This window comes from Methylomonas rosea, assembly GCF_024505055.1.
GTDB classification, from domain to species: Bacteria; Pseudomonadota; Gammaproteobacteria; order Methylococcales; family Methylomonadaceae; genus Methylomonas; species Methylomonas rosea.
Map to the genome: position 1 here is coordinate 13,682 of NZ_JANIBL010000070.1, position 14,885 is coordinate 28,566.

The 14,885-nt window shown below is 52.0% G+C and carries 16 protein-coding genes; 13 read left to right on the forward strand and 3 right to left on the reverse strand.

Annotated elements, in window-relative coordinates; translation table 11 throughout:
• Positions 1-211: 211 nt before the first annotated feature.
• The 5 genes from NP589_RS18335 to NP589_RS18355 all read left to right on the forward strand — a co-directional run bounded on the left by NP589_RS18335 (position 212) and on the right by NP589_RS18355 (position 3,840).
• Positions 212-361: a transposase gene (locus NP589_RS18335; protein ID WP_256608260.1), complete on the forward strand. Its 150-nt coding sequence runs from the start codon at positions 212-214 to the stop codon at positions 359-361.
• Positions 362-546: 185 nt separating this feature from the next.
• The gene (locus tag NP589_RS18340; RefSeq protein ID WP_256608261.1) at positions 547-1,269 is read left to right on the forward strand and encodes a DUF445 domain-containing protein; all 723 of its coding nucleotides are present in this window, start codon (positions 547-549) and stop codon (positions 1,267-1,269) included.
• An 11-nt stretch (positions 1,270-1,280) separates the two neighbouring features.
• The gene (locus tag NP589_RS18345) at positions 1,281-2,054 is read left to right on the forward strand and encodes an alpha/beta fold hydrolase (RefSeq protein WP_256608262.1); all 774 of its coding nucleotides are present in this window, start codon (positions 1,281-1,283) and stop codon (positions 2,052-2,054) included.
• Positions 2,055-2,166: 112 nt separating this feature from the next.
• The gene (locus NP589_RS18350) at positions 2,167-2,541 is read left to right on the forward strand and encodes a hypothetical protein (RefSeq protein WP_256608263.1); all 375 of its coding nucleotides are present in this window, start codon (positions 2,167-2,169) and stop codon (positions 2,539-2,541) included.
• Positions 2,542-2,610: 69 nt separating this feature from the next.
• Positions 2,611-3,840: a pyrophosphate--fructose-6-phosphate 1-phosphotransferase gene (locus tag NP589_RS18355; protein WP_256608264.1), complete on the forward strand. Its 1,230-nt coding sequence runs from the start codon at positions 2,611-2,613 to the stop codon at positions 3,838-3,840.
• Between the two features lie 79 nt (positions 3,841-3,919).
• Here the strand turns inward: NP589_RS18355 and NP589_RS18360 are convergent, their stop codons facing one another.
• Entirely contained in the window at positions 3,920-4,387 is a 468-nt protein-coding gene (locus NP589_RS18360; RefSeq protein ID WP_256608265.1) for a nuclear transport factor 2 family protein, read from the reverse strand.
• Between the two features lie 149 nt (positions 4,388-4,536).
• Between NP589_RS18360 and NP589_RS18365 the strand changes: the two genes are divergently transcribed.
• Complete coding sequence (locus NP589_RS18365) at positions 4,537-5,106, forward strand: TetR/AcrR family transcriptional regulator (protein ID WP_256608266.1); 570 nt, start codon at positions 4,537-4,539, stop codon at positions 5,104-5,106.
• Here the strand turns inward: NP589_RS18365 and NP589_RS18370 are convergent.
• Positions 5,074-7,767 (reverse strand): cation-transporting P-type ATPase, encoded by a 2,694-nt coding sequence (locus NP589_RS18370; RefSeq protein ID WP_256608267.1) that lies wholly within the window; start codon positions 7,765-7,767, stop codon positions 5,074-5,076. The genes NP589_RS18365 and NP589_RS18370 overlap by 33 nt on opposite strands.
• Before the next feature lie 189 nt (positions 7,768-7,956).
• Here NP589_RS18370 and NP589_RS18375 point away from each other — a divergent pair, with 189 nt between their 5' ends.
• Complete coding sequence (locus tag NP589_RS18375) at positions 7,957-8,163, forward strand: hypothetical protein (protein ID WP_064009418.1); 207 nt, start codon at positions 7,957-7,959, stop codon at positions 8,161-8,163.
• 62 nt (positions 8,164-8,225) lie between these two features.
• Here the strand turns inward: NP589_RS18375 and NP589_RS18380 are convergent, their stop codons facing one another.
• Positions 8,226-8,972, reverse strand: coding sequence for a HesA/MoeB/ThiF family protein (locus NP589_RS18380; RefSeq protein ID WP_256608268.1), 747 nt, complete (start codon positions 8,970-8,972; stop codon positions 8,226-8,228).
• 205 nt (positions 8,973-9,177) lie between these two features.
• Between NP589_RS18380 and groES the strand changes: the two genes are divergently transcribed.
• From groES to NP589_RS18410, 6 genes are all read left to right on the forward strand, one after another.
• The gene (groES, locus tag NP589_RS18385) at positions 9,178-9,465 is read left to right on the forward strand and encodes a co-chaperone GroES (protein ID WP_020484651.1); all 288 of its coding nucleotides are present in this window, start codon (positions 9,178-9,180) and stop codon (positions 9,463-9,465) included.
• Positions 9,466-9,521: 56 nt separating this feature from the next.
• Positions 9,522-11,162, forward strand: a complete 1,641-nt coding sequence (groL, locus tag NP589_RS18390) for a chaperonin GroEL (protein WP_064009416.1) — start codon at positions 9,522-9,524, stop codon at positions 11,160-11,162.
• A gap of 170 nt (positions 11,163-11,332) precedes the next feature.
• Complete coding sequence (locus tag NP589_RS18395; RefSeq protein ID WP_256608269.1) at positions 11,333-12,079, forward strand: response regulator; 747 nt, start codon at positions 11,333-11,335, stop codon at positions 12,077-12,079.
• A 229-nt stretch (positions 12,080-12,308) separates the two neighbouring features.
• A complete protein-coding gene (zwf, locus tag NP589_RS18400) occupies positions 12,309-13,799 on the forward strand; it encodes a glucose-6-phosphate dehydrogenase (protein ID WP_256608270.1) in 1,491 nt (496 codons plus the stop codon).
• Positions 13,800-14,082: 283 nt separating this feature from the next.
• A complete protein-coding gene (locus tag NP589_RS18405; RefSeq protein WP_256608271.1) occupies positions 14,083-14,592 on the forward strand; it encodes an RNA polymerase sigma factor in 510 nt (169 codons plus the stop codon).
• Positions 14,593-14,599: 7 nt separating this feature from the next.
• The coding region (locus NP589_RS18410; protein WP_256608272.1) for a FecR/PupR family sigma factor regulator at positions 14,600-14,885 on the forward strand (286 nt) is incomplete at its 3' end.

Below are 14,885 nucleotides of genomic sequence, written 5' to 3' on the forward strand. Positions count from 1 at the left end.
AGTATTTGCTTAAGGCTCATGCCGTAGCTTGTTGCAGGAGCACGTTGTAACAATAGTTGCTTTAAGAGCAGCAAAGGCCGTTTAAGGATAGGTTAGGTTGCAATTTATTGCGCGGCATGAAGGAAAGCCTATGAGCCGATTTATACCCCTCGCCAATCAAAATTAGGTTAAGGAGTGGTCGATAACTGACTGATTTGTTTATAATCAGGCTATGACAAATCGTTACCATCATGCTGTTTTAATGAAGGACTATCTGGCGGATTCAAAAGTCGAATTGATTTTTCTGCCGCCTTACGCTCCGAATCTCAACTTGATCGAGCGATTCTGGACATTTTTCAAGAAAACCGTGCTGTTGCTGTAGGGGCGCTAATACGAGACCTTGTCTCGATTCAAAACCGCTTGCGACCATTCCCTTTGCCCACTCGCATCAGAATCAAATCTCGTTATGCTCGCTATTGACCGGCAGCTTTCCAATCATCGGTCACGGTTGAGTGCCGATATTTGATGTGCGGTGGGTATAGATTAATCTCCTAACTTAACAAAATAATGAAAAAATTATTAAACCAAAGCTTTTTAACCAACTTTATCTCCCTGCTGATCATCGCTGCCGGCTATGTCAGCCCGTTTTATCCGGAAACCTTAAAAGCGATCGGTTTTTTTGCGTTTTCCGGGGCAATTACCAACTGGCTGGCCATCCATATGCTGTTCGAAAAAGTGCCGTTCTTATATGGTTCGGGGATTATCCCGGCGCGTTTCGAAGAATTTAAAGCGTCGATCAAGGCTTTGATGATGCAGCAGTTTTTCACCGTGGAAAACATCGAACAGTTTATCGAAAGAGAGGAGCAGCAGGGCGGAAAGGTCTTGAATTTGCAACCTTTGTTAAACGCGGTCGATTACGACAAGGTCTACGAAGGCTTGGTATCTTCAATCATGGCTTCATCGTTTGGTGGCATGTTGTTGATGATGGGCGGCGAAGAAGCCTTATTGCCGTTAAAGCAACCCTTTACCGAAAAAATGCAGCACACCCTATCGGAAATGGTGGAGTCCGAACGGTTTAAACACGCTTTGCAGCAAGGATTGAATGCGCACAAGATCGGCGAGGATTTAACCGGCAAAATCGAAATGGTGATCGATAGGCGGTTGAGCGAGTTAACGCCGCAATTGGTCAAGGAAATGGTGCAATCCATCATCAAGCAGCATTTGGGGTGGCTGGTGGTGTGGGGCGGGGTATTCGGCGGAGTGTTGGGCGCAATCTTCGGCTTTGCTTGAGTGGAGTGACGATGACGACCATCGAGCTGGCTTACGATAGTTTCGGTGAACCCGGCGACACGCCGTTACTGATTGTGCATGGTTTTTTGGCTGCCTCGCGCAACTGGCGTTCGGTGGCTAAACGCTTGGCCGAGCGGCAGCATGTTTATGTCTTGGATATGCGCAATCACGGCAGTTCGCCGCATGCCGAGGTGCTGGATTACCCCAGCATGGCCGCCGATCTGTTGGCTTTTATGGATAGTCACGGTATTGTCAGCGCGCAGCTGCTGGGGCATAGCATGGGCGGTAAGGCGGTGATGTGGTTTGCCTTGCATTATCCGGAGCGGGTTGCTGGTTTGATCGTTGCCGACATTGCGCCGGTCAGTTATCAACATAGCTTCGACGATCTGGTAGACGCTCTTAGCCGTTTGCCGGTGGATAGCATTGGCAACCGTAAGCAAGCGGAAGAGGCGCTAGCCGAAGCGGTTCCGGATTTGGCTTACCGGCAGTTTTTATTGCAAAACCTGTTGCTGAAAGACGGTAACTATTACTGGCGGATCAATCTGGATATTATTCAAAAAAATGCCCATCACATCGTCGGTTTTCCGGATGTCGGCGGCACTCAGTTTGTCCGGCCGGTTTTATTCATCGGCGGTGGAAATTCAAAATACCTGGATGAAGAAGCGATTTACGCGGTGTTTCCGCAAGCACAAATCGCTAAAATTCCAGACACCGGTCACTGGTTATATGTCGAAGAGCCTGACGAGTTTTGTCGCTTGGTGGAGGATTGGATACTAGGTGCGTAGCGCTTAAGTACTTGATCTAGGGTGGTTTAGAACCTTGGTACACTGGTCAGAAATCGGAATGGCGATAAGCTTACCACCGCAATTTAGCTAGTTCAGTGCGGAGCAGTAACACATGATAGACAACTCATCTCAACACACTCAGGGTATCAGACGAGGCAAACTTGCGGTGCCGCTCCAGGATTTGTTGCTCACTCAGTCCGACCACGGGCTCAGCGATTATTTGTCACTATCCCTCAGCGAGTGCGGCGAACACACCAAAGTTAGCATTACTACGACCGATGTCGAGCCGTTAACCTATTCGGCGTTTATTCATGTTTCCGCGCCGCTGGACTTCGCTTCGGTGGTGTTTGTGGCGCAGCCGGTTAAGCTGGGTGAGTTGAGCGATCATCGAACATTGCCTGATAAAAGAAAAGCCTGTGTTAGAATCGCGCGGCTTGCACCGTTTTGGCGAGTGTTGCGGCAGAAGGGATCGCAACGCCGGCGCTAGACGCTGCGATAGCTGATGGTTGGCACGCCGAGCCATCACTTTTTTCTTAACTTTTTATTCGAAACGCTCATGAACAAACCCAAAAAAGTTGCAATCCTCACGGCCGGCGGTTTGGCGCCTTGCCTGAACTCCGCTATTGGCAGCCTGATTGAACGCTACACAGAAATTGATCCCAGCATCGAAATTATTTGCTATCGCGGCGGCTACAAAGGCCTGCTGCTTGGTGACTCTTACCCAGTGACAGCCGAAGTGCGCGCCAAAGCCGGCTTGCTGCAACGTTTCGGCGGTTCAGTCATCGGCAACAGCCGGGTCAAACTGACCAACATCAAAGACTGTGTGAAACGCGGTTTGGTTAAAGAAGGCGAAGACCCACAAAAAGTGGCTGCCGACCAATTGATCAAAGACGGTGTAGATATTCTGCACACTATCGGCGGCGATGACACGAATACTGCCGCAGCCGATTTGGCGGCGTTCCTGGCCAAAAACAACTACGGTTTGACCGTTATCGGTTTGCCGAAAACCGTCGATAACGATGTGTTCCCGATCAAACAATCCCTGGGTGCCTGGACCGCCGCCGAGCAAGGCGCGCGTTATTTCATGAACGTGGTGGCCGAGAACAATTCCAACCCACGCATGCTGATCGTCCACGAAGTGATGGGCCGCAACTGCGGCTGGCTGACCGCCGCTACCGCGCAGGAATACCGCAAATTGCTGGATCGCGCCGAGTGGTTGCCTGAGTTGGGCTTGAGCCGCGAGTCGTACGAAGTGCATGCGGTTTTCGTTCCGGAAATGGCTATCGATTTGGAAGCCGAAGCGGCCCGTTTGCGCGCGGTGATGGATAAAGTCGATTGCGTGAATATCTTCGTGTCCGAAGGTGCCGGCGTTGAGGCCATCGTGGCCGAATTGCAAGCCAAAGGCCAGGAAGTTCCACGCGACGCGTTCGGCCACATCAAGCTGGATGCGGTTAATCCGGGCAAATGGTTTGGCGAGCAATTTGCGCAAATGATCGGTGCGGAAAAAACCCTGGTGCAAAAATCAGGTTACTTCGCTCGTGCAGCAGCGGCGAACGTCGACGACATGCGTTTGATCAAATCTTGTGCTGACCTGGCTGTGGAATGTGCATTCCGCCGCGAATCCGGCGTCATGGGCCACGACGAAGATAACGGCAACGTATTGCGCGCTATTGAGTTCCCTCGCATCAAAGGTGGCAAACCGTTCAATATCGATACCGACTGGTTCACCCAGACGCTGGCTGAAATTGGCCAGAAAAAGGGCGGCAAAGTAGAGGTTAGCCACTAAGGGCTAGTTGGCTAAGGCTAAAGATACAGGGGCGGATTTATTCGCCCCTTTTGCTTTTGGGCATGTGGATTTTCTGACTTTACAGTCCCAACTCACTCAATCCCGGGTGCTCGTCAGGCCGGCGGCCCAGCGGCCAATGAAATAGGCGTTCGTCGGCCTTAATCGGCAAATCGTTGATGCTGGCAAAACGGCGCTGCATAAATCCATACTCGTTGAACTCCCAATTTTCGTTGCCGTAACTGCGAAACCAGTTACCGGCATCGTCATGCCACTCGTAAGCAAAACGCACCGCGATGCGGTTGTCGGTATAAGCCCACAATTCCTTGATCAATCGATAATCCAATTCTTTGGCCCACTTGCGCTGCAAAAACTCTCGGATTTGTGCGCGGCCGACCGGAAACTCAGCGCGGTTACGCCAGCGGCTATCTTCGGTATACACCTGAACCACACGATCCGGATCGCGGCTATTCCAAGCATCTTCGGCCATGCGGACTTTTTGCGCGGCGGTGTCGGCGGTAAACGGCGGTAAAGGCGGTTTGCTGTCCATTTTTTGCTCCTGGGCGGGTTGATAAAAGATGTAGACAGATTTGTCTACATTTGGCGATGGTAGCAATTGTAGACAGATTTGTCTACAATCGAAAAATGATTACCGATTCTTCTAAGACAATTTTAGATCGACCACCTCGGGAAAGGATTTTGCTGACAGCGCATGATCTATTTTATCGAGACGGTATTCGCGCCACCGGCATCGACAAAGTGATTGCCGAGTCCGGCGTGACCAAGGTGACGTTCTACCGCTATTTCCCCAGCAAGAATGACTTGATTCGGGCATTTTTGAATTATCGGCACGAACTCTGGATGGCCTGGTTTAACGACGCTTTACAGCGGCACGGCGGCTTAGCCGGTGTGGGATTGATGCCGTTGGTGGAGACAATGGCAGAATGGTTTCGCAAACCGATTTATCGCGGCTGCGCGTTTATCAATACTGTCGCGGAATTGGGTGGCGTGTTACCGGATGTGCTGGAAATATGCCACCAGCATAAACAGGATATGGTGCGGGTGATTGCTGAATTGTTGCCGGATGCCCCAAACCGCCTGCAGTTGGCGAATGCCGCCGCAGTAGCGATCGACGGCGCCATTGTCAAGGCGCAGCTCGAATCTCAAGGCGCCGAGGAGAAGCAATCCTTACAGAGCTTGGAGACGCTATTAATTGCGCTGGATGCCTTCGCCAAATTAACGCCGGCGGCCAAAGCGCCGAACGATTAGTTTTTCCAGGCCTATTGCTACATAAATCACTGAGCTAACGCCTAAAATCAATAACCACTCTTCTTGGCCAATTGCCTCGCTGCCGAATAATGCCTGCATCGTTGACCAATAGGTAAACAGCAGTTGCAGCAAAATCATGCTGATGACGCCAAAAATGAGCCATAAATTGGAAAATACGCCGACCCGGAACATCGAGTAATTTAACGAGCGGCAGTTGAATAGGTAAAACAATTCGCCAAACACAAACACGTTGACGGCTACTGTGCGCGCCTTGGCCAGGCTTGCGTTTTGCGATAGTTCCCATTCAAACAGGCCGAACGCGCCAGCCAGCAACAACAGGCCGACCAGGCAGATACGAAACATCAGGCGTTTGGTCAGGATCGCTTGCTTGGGATTGCGTGGTTTGTGGAGCATCAGACCCGGTTCTTTGGGTTCGAAAGCCAGCATCAAGCCCAGCAACACTGCGGTAGTCATGTTGATCCAGAGGATTTGCAAGGGCGTGATAGGTAGGGCGACATTGGCGAACACCGCAGCGGTAATCACAAGGCCCTCGCCGAGATTGGTCGGTAAGGTCCAGGCAATGAATTTCACCAGATTGTCGAACACGCCGCGGCCTTCCTCGACGGCGGCTTCAATCGTAGCGAAATGATCGTCGGTCAGCACCATGGCCGCCGCTTCTTTGGCGACTTCGGTGCCGCCCATGCCCATCGCCACGCCGATGTTGGCTTGTCTTAACGCCGGGGCATCGTTGACGCCGTCACCGGTCATGGCTACCACTTGACCGTTAGCCTGCAAGGCTTGCACCAGTTGCAACTTTTGTTCCGGGGCGATGCGCGCAAATACGTCGCAATCCTTGACGTGTTTTCGATAATCGGCCTCACTGTAGTTCTGCAATTCAGCGCCGCTGATCACGCGTTCGGTGTGGCGCATATTGAGCTGTTTGGCGATGGCCAGCGCAGTGACAGGATGGTCGCCGGTGATCATCTTCACCGAGATGCCGGCCTTGTAACAGGCGGCAATGGCTCTGGCAGCCTCGGGGCGCGGCGGGTCGATCATGGCTTGCAAGCCTAGAAATGTCAGACCGCCGCCTACTTCATGGTGTTCAACGGCATCGTCACCATGCTCTGCGCGTGCAAAGGCCAGGACTCTCAAGCCTTGCGCGGCAAATGCTTCGGCTTGTTGGTTCAGACGGTTTTTATCCAGCGGCACCAATTGCATGTCTGCGGAAAAGGCGTTATCGCAGCGCTGTAACAGGCTTTCCAGGGAGCCTTTCAAATAAATATGCCGGGCGTCCTCGGCTAGGTCGTGGTGCAAGGTTGCCATGAATTGGTATGCCGATTCGAAAGGAATGGCATCCAGACGCGGATGGTTGCCGCTGACGCTGGCTTGATGCAGGCCGGCTTTGTGGGCGGCTACCAACAAGGCGGCTTCGGTAGGATCGCCTTCGATACGCCAGCTGTCGGCGTCGGCGATTAATCTGGCGTCGTTGCACAGCAGTCCGGCTTTTAGACATTCCAGTAATGTCGGTTTTTGGGCTGGGTCGACCGCTTGTTTATGGCTCGTAAACTCACCGTCCGGTGTGTAGCCGCTGCCGCTAACCTCGAATACTTCACCGCCTGCCTGTATGAATTGCACGGTCATTTGGTTTTGCGTCAAGGTGCCGGTCTTGTCGGAACAGATCACGGTGGTGCTACCCAGGGTTTCCACTGCCGGAAGTTTGCGGATGATGGCGTTACGTTTGGCCATTCGCGAGACGCCGATGGCCAGCGTAATCGTCAGCGCAGCCGGCAGGCCTTCCGGGATGGCGCCGACTGCCAGGGCGACCGAAGCCATGAACATATTCAACATGGTTTCACCGCGCCACACGCCGACCGCAAAGGTAACAGCGGCACAGCCGACGATAACCCAGAGCAACAATTGGCTGAACTGGCTCATTTTTAGGGTTAGCGGCGTCTCCAGCGGCTCGGCGCTGCCGATCAGCTTGTTGATGCGGCCGATTTCGGTATTGTCACCGGTGCTGACCACTACGGCCAGCGCGCTGCCGTAACTGACCAGCGTCGAGGAATAGGCCATATTGGCGCGATCAGCCAGTAAGGTAGCCGAGGGCAGGGTTTGTGCCTGTTTTTCCACCGGTACCGATTCACCGGTTAGTGCGGACTCATCAATTTTCAGTTCGCGGCTTTGCAGCAGGCGCAAATCGGCCGGCACCTTGTCGCCGGATTGCAGGAATACCAAGTCGCCGGGCACCAATTCCGCCGCGGCTATGCTCCGGCGTTGGCCGTCGCGCAGGACATTGCTGCTGATGTTCAAAGTCTGAGCCAGTGCGTTAATGGCTTTCAGGGCGTTGGCTTCCTGGATGAAGCCGATCACGGCATTGATGATGACGACACCGAAGATGACGCTACTGTCGGTCCATTCCTCCAGGAACGCGGTGGTGGCAGCCGAAAACAGCAGGATGTAGATCAAGGGCTGATGAAATTGCGCCAGCAGCAAAAGCAACGGGCCTTTGCCACGGCGAGCGGTTAGGCGGTTCGGGCCGTTTGCCGCTAGGCGTTTTTGTGCATCTTCATCACTCAGGCCTTGACCCAGTTCTACGGCAAAATGCGTTAATACGGTTTCCGGCGTTTGGCTGTGCCAGTCGGCTTTAGAGTAATTGTCCATATGCTTAGATTGATGGTTGAAAACGGCGGCGTGGCCCTCGGTTTAGGGCCAAATAAGCCGCTGGCTAAAGCCATGGGTTGACAAAGAATACTTTGTACTTGTTCCCTAAAAGGTATGGGGTTATAGTCCATTCCCGAGGTCTATGACCTCATTCTAAATTAAAATAAAAACAAATAGTTGGAGGTATTTATGGGCGGAGTTATCGAATTAGTGGTGTTGATGTTGATTATTGCCATCTTCGCTTTCGCACCGTTAGGGTATTTCATTTACATGTACACCATGAAGAATGGCGAACCGTTCGGCGACACCGAGCCGCACGGCGATAGCGATTCGGCGCTGTTGAGAACTGTCAGTAAAGCTATCTTGATGGTTAGAGGCAAGCTGGGTAAGAGTTAAATTAGCTTTATTTACCAGCAATGGAAAGCCGGGTTTAGCCCGGCTTTTTTATGCGGATTAGCTTATTTCGCGCCGCAGCTTGGGCAATTTGGATTTCTCTTCAAGCGCATGCTGTGCCATTCCATGCTCAGTCCGTCCAGTAACAACAAGCGACCAGTCAATGTGGCGCCGCTGCCGACTATCAACTTTATCGTTTCCAAGGCCTGAATGCTGCCGACGATGCCGGTGATCGGTGCAATCACGCCGTTGCGTGCGCAATTTTGCAATTCCTCGCCGTCGCTTTGATAGAGACAGTTATAGCACGGGCTATCGTGCAATCCTGGCGTAAACACGCTGACTTGACCCTCGAAACGGATCGCCGCGCCGGATACCAGCGGGGTTTGCCTGCCCACGCACGCCTTATTGATCGCAAACCGGGTGGTGAAATTGTCGCTACAGTCCAATACCACATCGGCATCCGCTACTTCTGCAAGTAATTGTTCGCCGGCCAAACGTTGTTTATGCGCAAATACCTTTACGCCCGGATTAATTTTTTCCAGCGTCTGTTGGGTTGAAATAACTTTATCCAACCCTATATCGGCTGTGTTGTGAGCAATCTGGCGTTGTAAATTGGTCAAATCGACCTGATCGTCGTCGTAGACGGTGATCTGGCCGACGCCGGCCGCAGCCAAATACATAGAGGCAGGCGAGCCCAAGCCGCCGGCGCCGACGATTAAAACTTTGGCATCGAGCAATTTTTGCTGACCGGCAATATCGATTTGCGGCAGCATGATTTGCCGGCTGTAACGGAGTAATTGTTCGTCGTTCATAGTTTGTATGGCTTGAGTGAGGCGCAGATGATGCCAAAGAGCTTGACAGAGTGCAAAAGCCGGATATTATTAGCACTCGTTGCTAGAGAGTGCTAATAAACTTGAGGCCGCTTAAAAGCTCGCTTCTTCCGCAAGGGGTAGCTGTTTTTTAAATAGCTTTATTCAGTTTTTAACCTTTAACTTTATCTACATTAAGGAGACATTGATGAAAATTCGTCCGTTACATGACCGTATCGTCGTAAAACGCGTTGAAGAAGAAACCAAAACCGCAGGTGGCATCGTGCTGCCGGGTTCTGCCGCAGAAAAACCTAGCGAAGGCGAAGTTTTGGCAGTGGGTTCAGGTAAACCGTTAGATAACGGCCAAGTACGTGCCCTGGAAGTTAAAGTTGGCGACAGAGTGTTGTTCGGCAAATATTCCGGCACCGAAGTTAAAGTCGATGGCGAGCAATATATCGTCATGCGCGAAGAAGACATCATGGGTGTTTTGGGTTAAGCCCAATTCGTTCGACACACTCTTTTTCAATTTAACCAATATCTCAGGAATAAGAAATGGCAGCAAAAGACGTAAAATTTGGTGGCGACGCACGTGCACTGATGGTGCAAGGCGTTAACGTTTTGGCTAACGCAGTAAAAGTTACTTTGGGTCCTAAAGGCCGTAACGCTGTGTTGGATAAAAGCTTTGGCGCGCCAACCATCACCAAAGACGGTGTATCGGTTGCGAAAGAAATCGAATTGAAAGACAAATTCGAAAACATGGGCGCGCAAATGGTGAAGGAAGTTGCGTCTAAAACTTCCGATGTAGCCGGAGACGGTACTACAACTGCGACCGTTCTGGCGCAAGCCATCGTTAACGAAGGCTTGAAATCAGTTGCGGCGGGCATGAACCCAATGGACTTGAAACGCGGCATCGATTTGGCGGTTACCGCAGCGGTGGCAGCGATTCAAAACGCATCAACACCTTGCACAGACAACAAAGCTATTGCCCAAGTAGGTACCATCTCTGCAAACTCTGACGAGTCTGTGGGCAGAATCATTGCCGAAGCGATGGAAAAAGTCGGTAAAGAAGGTGTTATCACCGTTGAAGAAGGCACCGGTCTGGAAAACGACCTGGATGTGGTTGAAGGTATGCAGTTCGACCGCGGTTACCTGTCTCCATACTTCATCAACAAACAAGAAAACATGAGCGTGGAACTGGACGATCCTTTCGTTCTGCTTTACGACAAAAAAATCTCCAACATCCGCGAATTGTTACCCATTCTGGAAGGCGTAGCTAAATCCGGCCGTTCTTTGCTGATCATTTCCGAAGATGTTGAAGGCGAAGCCTTGGCAACTCTGGTTGTGAACAATATGCGCGGTATCGTTAAAGTCGCGGCTGTTAAAGCCCCTGGCTTTGGTGATCGTCGTAAAGCCATGCTGGAAGACATCGCGGTTCTGACCGGCGGCGTGGTGATCTCTGAAGAAGTGGGTCTGTCTTTGGAAAAAGCCGACATCAGTCAATTGGGTACTGCAAAACGCGTTCAAATCAACAAAGAAAACACTACCATCATTGATGGCGCTGGTAACGAAGATCAAATCAAAGGCCGTGTTGCGCAAATCCGCGCCCAAGCCGACGAAGCGACTTCCGACTACGACCGCGAAAAACTGCAAGAACGTCTGGCTAAATTAGCTGGCGGCGTAGCGGTTATCAAAGTCGGCGCTGCGACCGAAGTGGAAATGAAAGAGAAGAAAGCTCGCGTTGAAGACGCGCTGCATTCAACTCGCGCTGCGGTTGAAGAAGGCGTAGTTGCCGGTGGCGGTACTGCCTTGATCCGTGCGTTGTCTGCGCTGGAAGGCCTGAAAGGGATCAACCACGACCAAGACGTGGGTGTCAGCATCCTGCGCCGTGCTATGGAAGAGCCTTTGCGTCAAATCGTCAGCAACGCCGGCGACGAAGCGTCCGTGGTTCTGAACGAAGTCAAAAAAGGCACCGGTAACTTCGGTTACAACGCCGCAACCGGCGAATACGGCGACATGATCGCAATGGGTATTTTGGATCCTGCGAAAGTAACCCGTTCCGCGCTGCAAAATGCAGCATCGGTGGCTGGTTTGATGATCACTACCGAAGTAATGATCGCCGATTCTCCGGCTGATAATAAAGCCCCTGCAATGCCTGATATGGGCGGCATGGGTGGCATGGGCGGCATGATGTAATCGCCGTTCGGCCTTGGCCTGAAAACCCCGGTTGCCGCAAGGTGCCGGGGTTTTTTATTGCCTGATGCTTTTGGTATGGAACAATTTATCGACGCGCGATAGATTGATTTTTGCGGCAAAACATTCGATAACGGCATCAGCAAATTATTCACAGTTAGAACCTATTAACCATGACAAACGATTTTTCGATTCTGATCGCCGACGACAATGAAATCAATCTATGGCTGTTGCGCGAGCAGTTGGAACACTGGACGACGAATATCACGTCGGCAAAAGACGGCCGGGAGGCCTGGCAATTATTGCAACAGCGTCCTTACGACTTCATCTTCCTGGATGTGAACATGCCGTTTTTAAGTGGTTTCGATGTGGCCGAAAACTTGCGCGGCACCGAAAACTACAATCGGCAAACCCCGGCGGTCGCCGTTACTGCTCACGCGCAAAATCAGCAGCAGGAACGCGCAATCGCTGCCGGGTTTAACGAATGTCTGGTCAAACCCATTCGCCTCTACCAGTTGGAACAATTGCTGGCGCGTTGGCGGCAACTTGAGACTGTAAATGCCGAGTATTATGCTGCGCAAATTCTGCGTAAAACCCAGGATAACAGGCAGTTAAGCCAGACACTGATGGGCAAATTATTTGCCCAGTTACCGAGTTTAATATTCGACATCGAGCAAGCCTTAGGCAATGGACAGCTGCAACAAGCCTGGGAAGCTAATCACAAATTGCATGGTACCTTTTGTTTTTACGATTTTGCCGATTGCCTGGCGGTGGTCGAGAGCTTGCAAAAGGTATTGGATCAAGCAGACGCCGAGTTGGCGCAACGGCACTTTAGTCATTTGAAAATCAAGCTGAATTGGCTGCTGGATAACCAGGATCAGGTGCTGCGGTGTCTGGCTGAGGATGACCTTATGCTGTGAATAGGGCATTCTATTAACCCGGCCCTTAAGTTCCCCGTATTCGTCATTCCCGCGAAGGCGGGAATCCATTATAGCCGTTGGGCTCCCGCCTTCGCGGGAGCGACAATATTTAAGGGCCGGGTTAATAACTAGGCCACTTTAATCACCTACAGTGCTTTCGAGTTCGACTCGCCCGCGCAAATGATGCAAACTGCACCCAATATTGCAAAGTAAAGACAAGGTAGCTTTTATGAATACAGACCCCTGCACTTACGTCATTTTCGGTGCTACCGGCAATTTGGCGCGGCTGAAGCTAATGCCCGGCTTCTATCATCTGGAGCTGGAAAAAAAACTGCCGGAAGGCACGCGTATCCTGGCGGTGGGCCGCCGTCCCTGGGATAGGGCAACCTGGCTGGCGGAAGTTAAGACCTTATTGCTGGAACAGGCAAATACGCCTTTGGACGAGGCCGTATTCAGTCGCTTTGCCGAACGGCTGGATTATCATCGCGGCGATCTCGACCAGCCGGAATGCTATAAAACCCTGGCGGAAACCCTAAACGCTCAGCCGCGATTTTCCCGCAATATGGCCTTTTATCTGGCAATAGGTCCCAGCGATTTCGGCAACGTCATCGAGTCCTTAAGCCAGGTAGAACTGCTGAACGAAGAATATGGCTGGCGGCGGGTAGTGATCGAAAAACCGTTCGGTTACGATCTGGAAAGCGCGCAGGCCTTGCAAAAACGTCTTAGCCGGTATTTGAGTGAAGATCAGATTTACCGCATCGACCATTATCTGGGCAAGGGCATGGTGCAGAACGTATTGGTGTTTCGCTTCGCCAACGTGATGCTGGAACCCTTGTGGAATCGTAATTACATCGACCATGTGCAGATCACTCACTCCGAAGAACTGGGCATAGGTAACCGTGGCGAGTATTACGACAGCGCCGGAGCGATGCGCGACATGCTGCAAAGCCATCTTTTGCAATTGTTGACCTTGGTGGCGATGGAGCCGCCGGTATCGATGGATGCGGAGTCCCTGCGCGACGAAAAAGTCAAAGTGCTGAAGTCCATTCGGCCTATCCCCAAATCGGCCGTGCATGCGCATGCCTTTCGCGGCCAATATGCCCGAGGCAATATCGAAGGCCATAAAGTGGTCGGCTACCTGGAAGAAGCCAATATCCCCGCTGACAGCAGTACCGAAACCTATGCGGCGATGAAATTGTTGATCGACAACTGGCGCTGGCGCGGCGTGCCGTTTTATCTGCGCACCGGCAAGCGGATGGCCAAGGGCCAATCCTCGATTTCAATCTGTTTTCGGCATCCGCCGTTTCAGTTTTTCCGCGACACCCATGTACAGTGCATGACACCGAACTGGATATTGCTGGGTATTCAGCCCGAAGAATGCATCCGCATCGAAATGACCGTCAAGGAGCCGGGCCTGGAGATGCGTACCCGCACTACCAGCTTGGACGCCAGTTTCCGTAATCCCGACGAGCGCCGAGTCGATGCTTACGAAGACTTGTTGTTGGATGTCATGAAGGGCGACCGCTCGCTATTCCTGCGTTTCGACGAAGTGGAATATGCCTGGCGCATCGTCGACCCCATTTTGCAAAATTGGGTGACCGAGCGGGATTATATCGCCACCTATCCGGCCGGCTCCTGGGGGCCGGAGGAAAGCCGGCGCTTGTTCGAAAAGGAAGACCAGTACTGGCGCAGTTCGTTGATGCCGGAGTGTCAGCCATAACGACTCCCTCGGTTTCTGTTAACAATATGCCATGATGCAGTAGCGCCAAGTTTATTCTGTTTTTCGGATTAAGCGTTTCGAGCCAACGGAAAACAAAACTGTGTGAAATGCCGAGGTTGTTATGGCATTTCACACGGTTTTGCGGACGCGGCCAAGGCTCTAATTTTTTTCGAACCAACGCAAATTCCTTGTTTTCAGACTGTTAAGTCTGTGATTCCAGTCATGGCGTGAACCTTGCTGCGCCAAATGCCACGATTAACTCCAGCATGGCCTGGCTCCGCGAATGGCATATTCAGACCACGATATTTACCGCATTTTTTTAAATGCCCGGCCGCAAATCCAGCGTTTTTTGCAACAGCGCATCCGTTGCGAGGATACTGCTGCCGATCTGATTCAAGATATTTTCCTGAGATTGACGCTACTCAAGCCGCCAATGGCTAGTGAGATAGAAGTGCGGGCTTGGCTGTTTAAAGTGGCATCCAATTTATCGCTCGATCATCTACGCACCCAAAAACGGCGTGGTGAGTTGCTAAATCAATATCTGGGCGACGAAACCGAAATCGACGCTGCGGCAGCGCCTGAACGGACGGCGGAAGCGCAAGCTCAATTGCAGCAAATTCAGATAGCTCTGGCCGACCTGCCTGATCAATGCGCCGAAATTTTGTATTTGAGCCGCATTGAGTGCCTAAGCCATGCCGAAATTGCCAAGCAGTTGAAAATCTCCAACAGTTGGGTAGAAAAACAATTGGCCAAAGCCTTGCAGCACTGCCGGCAGGCAGTTGATAGTCAATGAGCTTGGTGTGGCTTTAAGCGCCGTGGATCGTTATAGTAAATATCCCGCTCCAGACGATGCCTTAATGAACGAAACCTCTTCAACCCGCCGAGAAGCCTTGCAGCAACAAGCCGTTGCCTGGCAGGTGCGCCTGACGTCAGGCGCTGCCGATGAGACGGTATTGGCTGAGTTCGAACGCTGGCGGTCGCAAAGCCCCGAACACGAGCAAGCCTATCGTGACGCAGAGACGCTTTGGCAACGCCTGCCGCTGCCGCTGCTCGCTGATCGGCAACGCCGCCGCGCGCTGGCGGCAA

Bases quoted from the DNA above. Each gene is read 5' to 3' on its own strand.
- NP589_RS18350 (WP_256608263.1), top strand. From the start codon at position 2,167: ATGATAGACAACTCATCTCAACACACTCAGGGTATCAGACGAGGCAAA.
- groL (WP_064009416.1), top strand. From the start codon at position 9,522: ATGGCAGCAAAAGACGTAAAATTTGGTGGCGACGCACGTGCACTGATG.
- groES (WP_020484651.1), top strand. From the start codon at position 9,178: ATGAAAATTCGTCCGTTACATGACCGTATCGTCGTAAAACGCGTTGAA.
- NP589_RS18360 (WP_256608265.1), bottom strand. From the start codon at position 4,387: ATGGACAGCAAACCGCCTTTACCGCCGTTTACCGCCGACACCGCCGCG.
- NP589_RS18395 (WP_256608269.1), top strand. From the start codon at position 11,333: ATGACAAACGATTTTTCGATTCTGATCGCCGACGACAATGAAATCAAT.
- NP589_RS18340 (WP_256608261.1), top strand. From the start codon at position 547: ATGAAAAAATTATTAAACCAAAGCTTTTTAACCAACTTTATCTCCCTG.
- NP589_RS18370 (WP_256608267.1), bottom strand. From the start codon at position 7,767: ATGGACAATTACTCTAAAGCCGACTGGCACAGCCAAACGCCGGAAACC.
- NP589_RS18345 (WP_256608262.1), top strand. From the start codon at position 1,281: ATGACGACCATCGAGCTGGCTTACGATAGTTTCGGTGAACCCGGCGAC.
- zwf (WP_256608270.1), top strand. From the start codon at position 12,309: ATGAATACAGACCCCTGCACTTACGTCATTTTCGGTGCTACCGGCAAT.
- NP589_RS18380 (WP_256608268.1), bottom strand. From the start codon at position 8,972: ATGAACGACGAACAATTACTCCGTTACAGCCGGCAAATCATGCTGCCG.
- NP589_RS18355 (WP_256608264.1), top strand. From the start codon at position 2,611: ATGAACAAACCCAAAAAAGTTGCAATCCTCACGGCCGGCGGTTTGGCG.
- NP589_RS18375 (WP_064009418.1), top strand. From the start codon at position 7,957: ATGGGCGGAGTTATCGAATTAGTGGTGTTGATGTTGATTATTGCCATC.
- NP589_RS18405 (WP_256608271.1), top strand. From the start codon at position 14,083: ATGGCATATTCAGACCACGATATTTACCGCATTTTTTTAAATGCCCGG.
- NP589_RS18335 (WP_256608260.1), top strand. From the start codon at position 212: ATGACAAATCGTTACCATCATGCTGTTTTAATGAAGGACTATCTGGCG.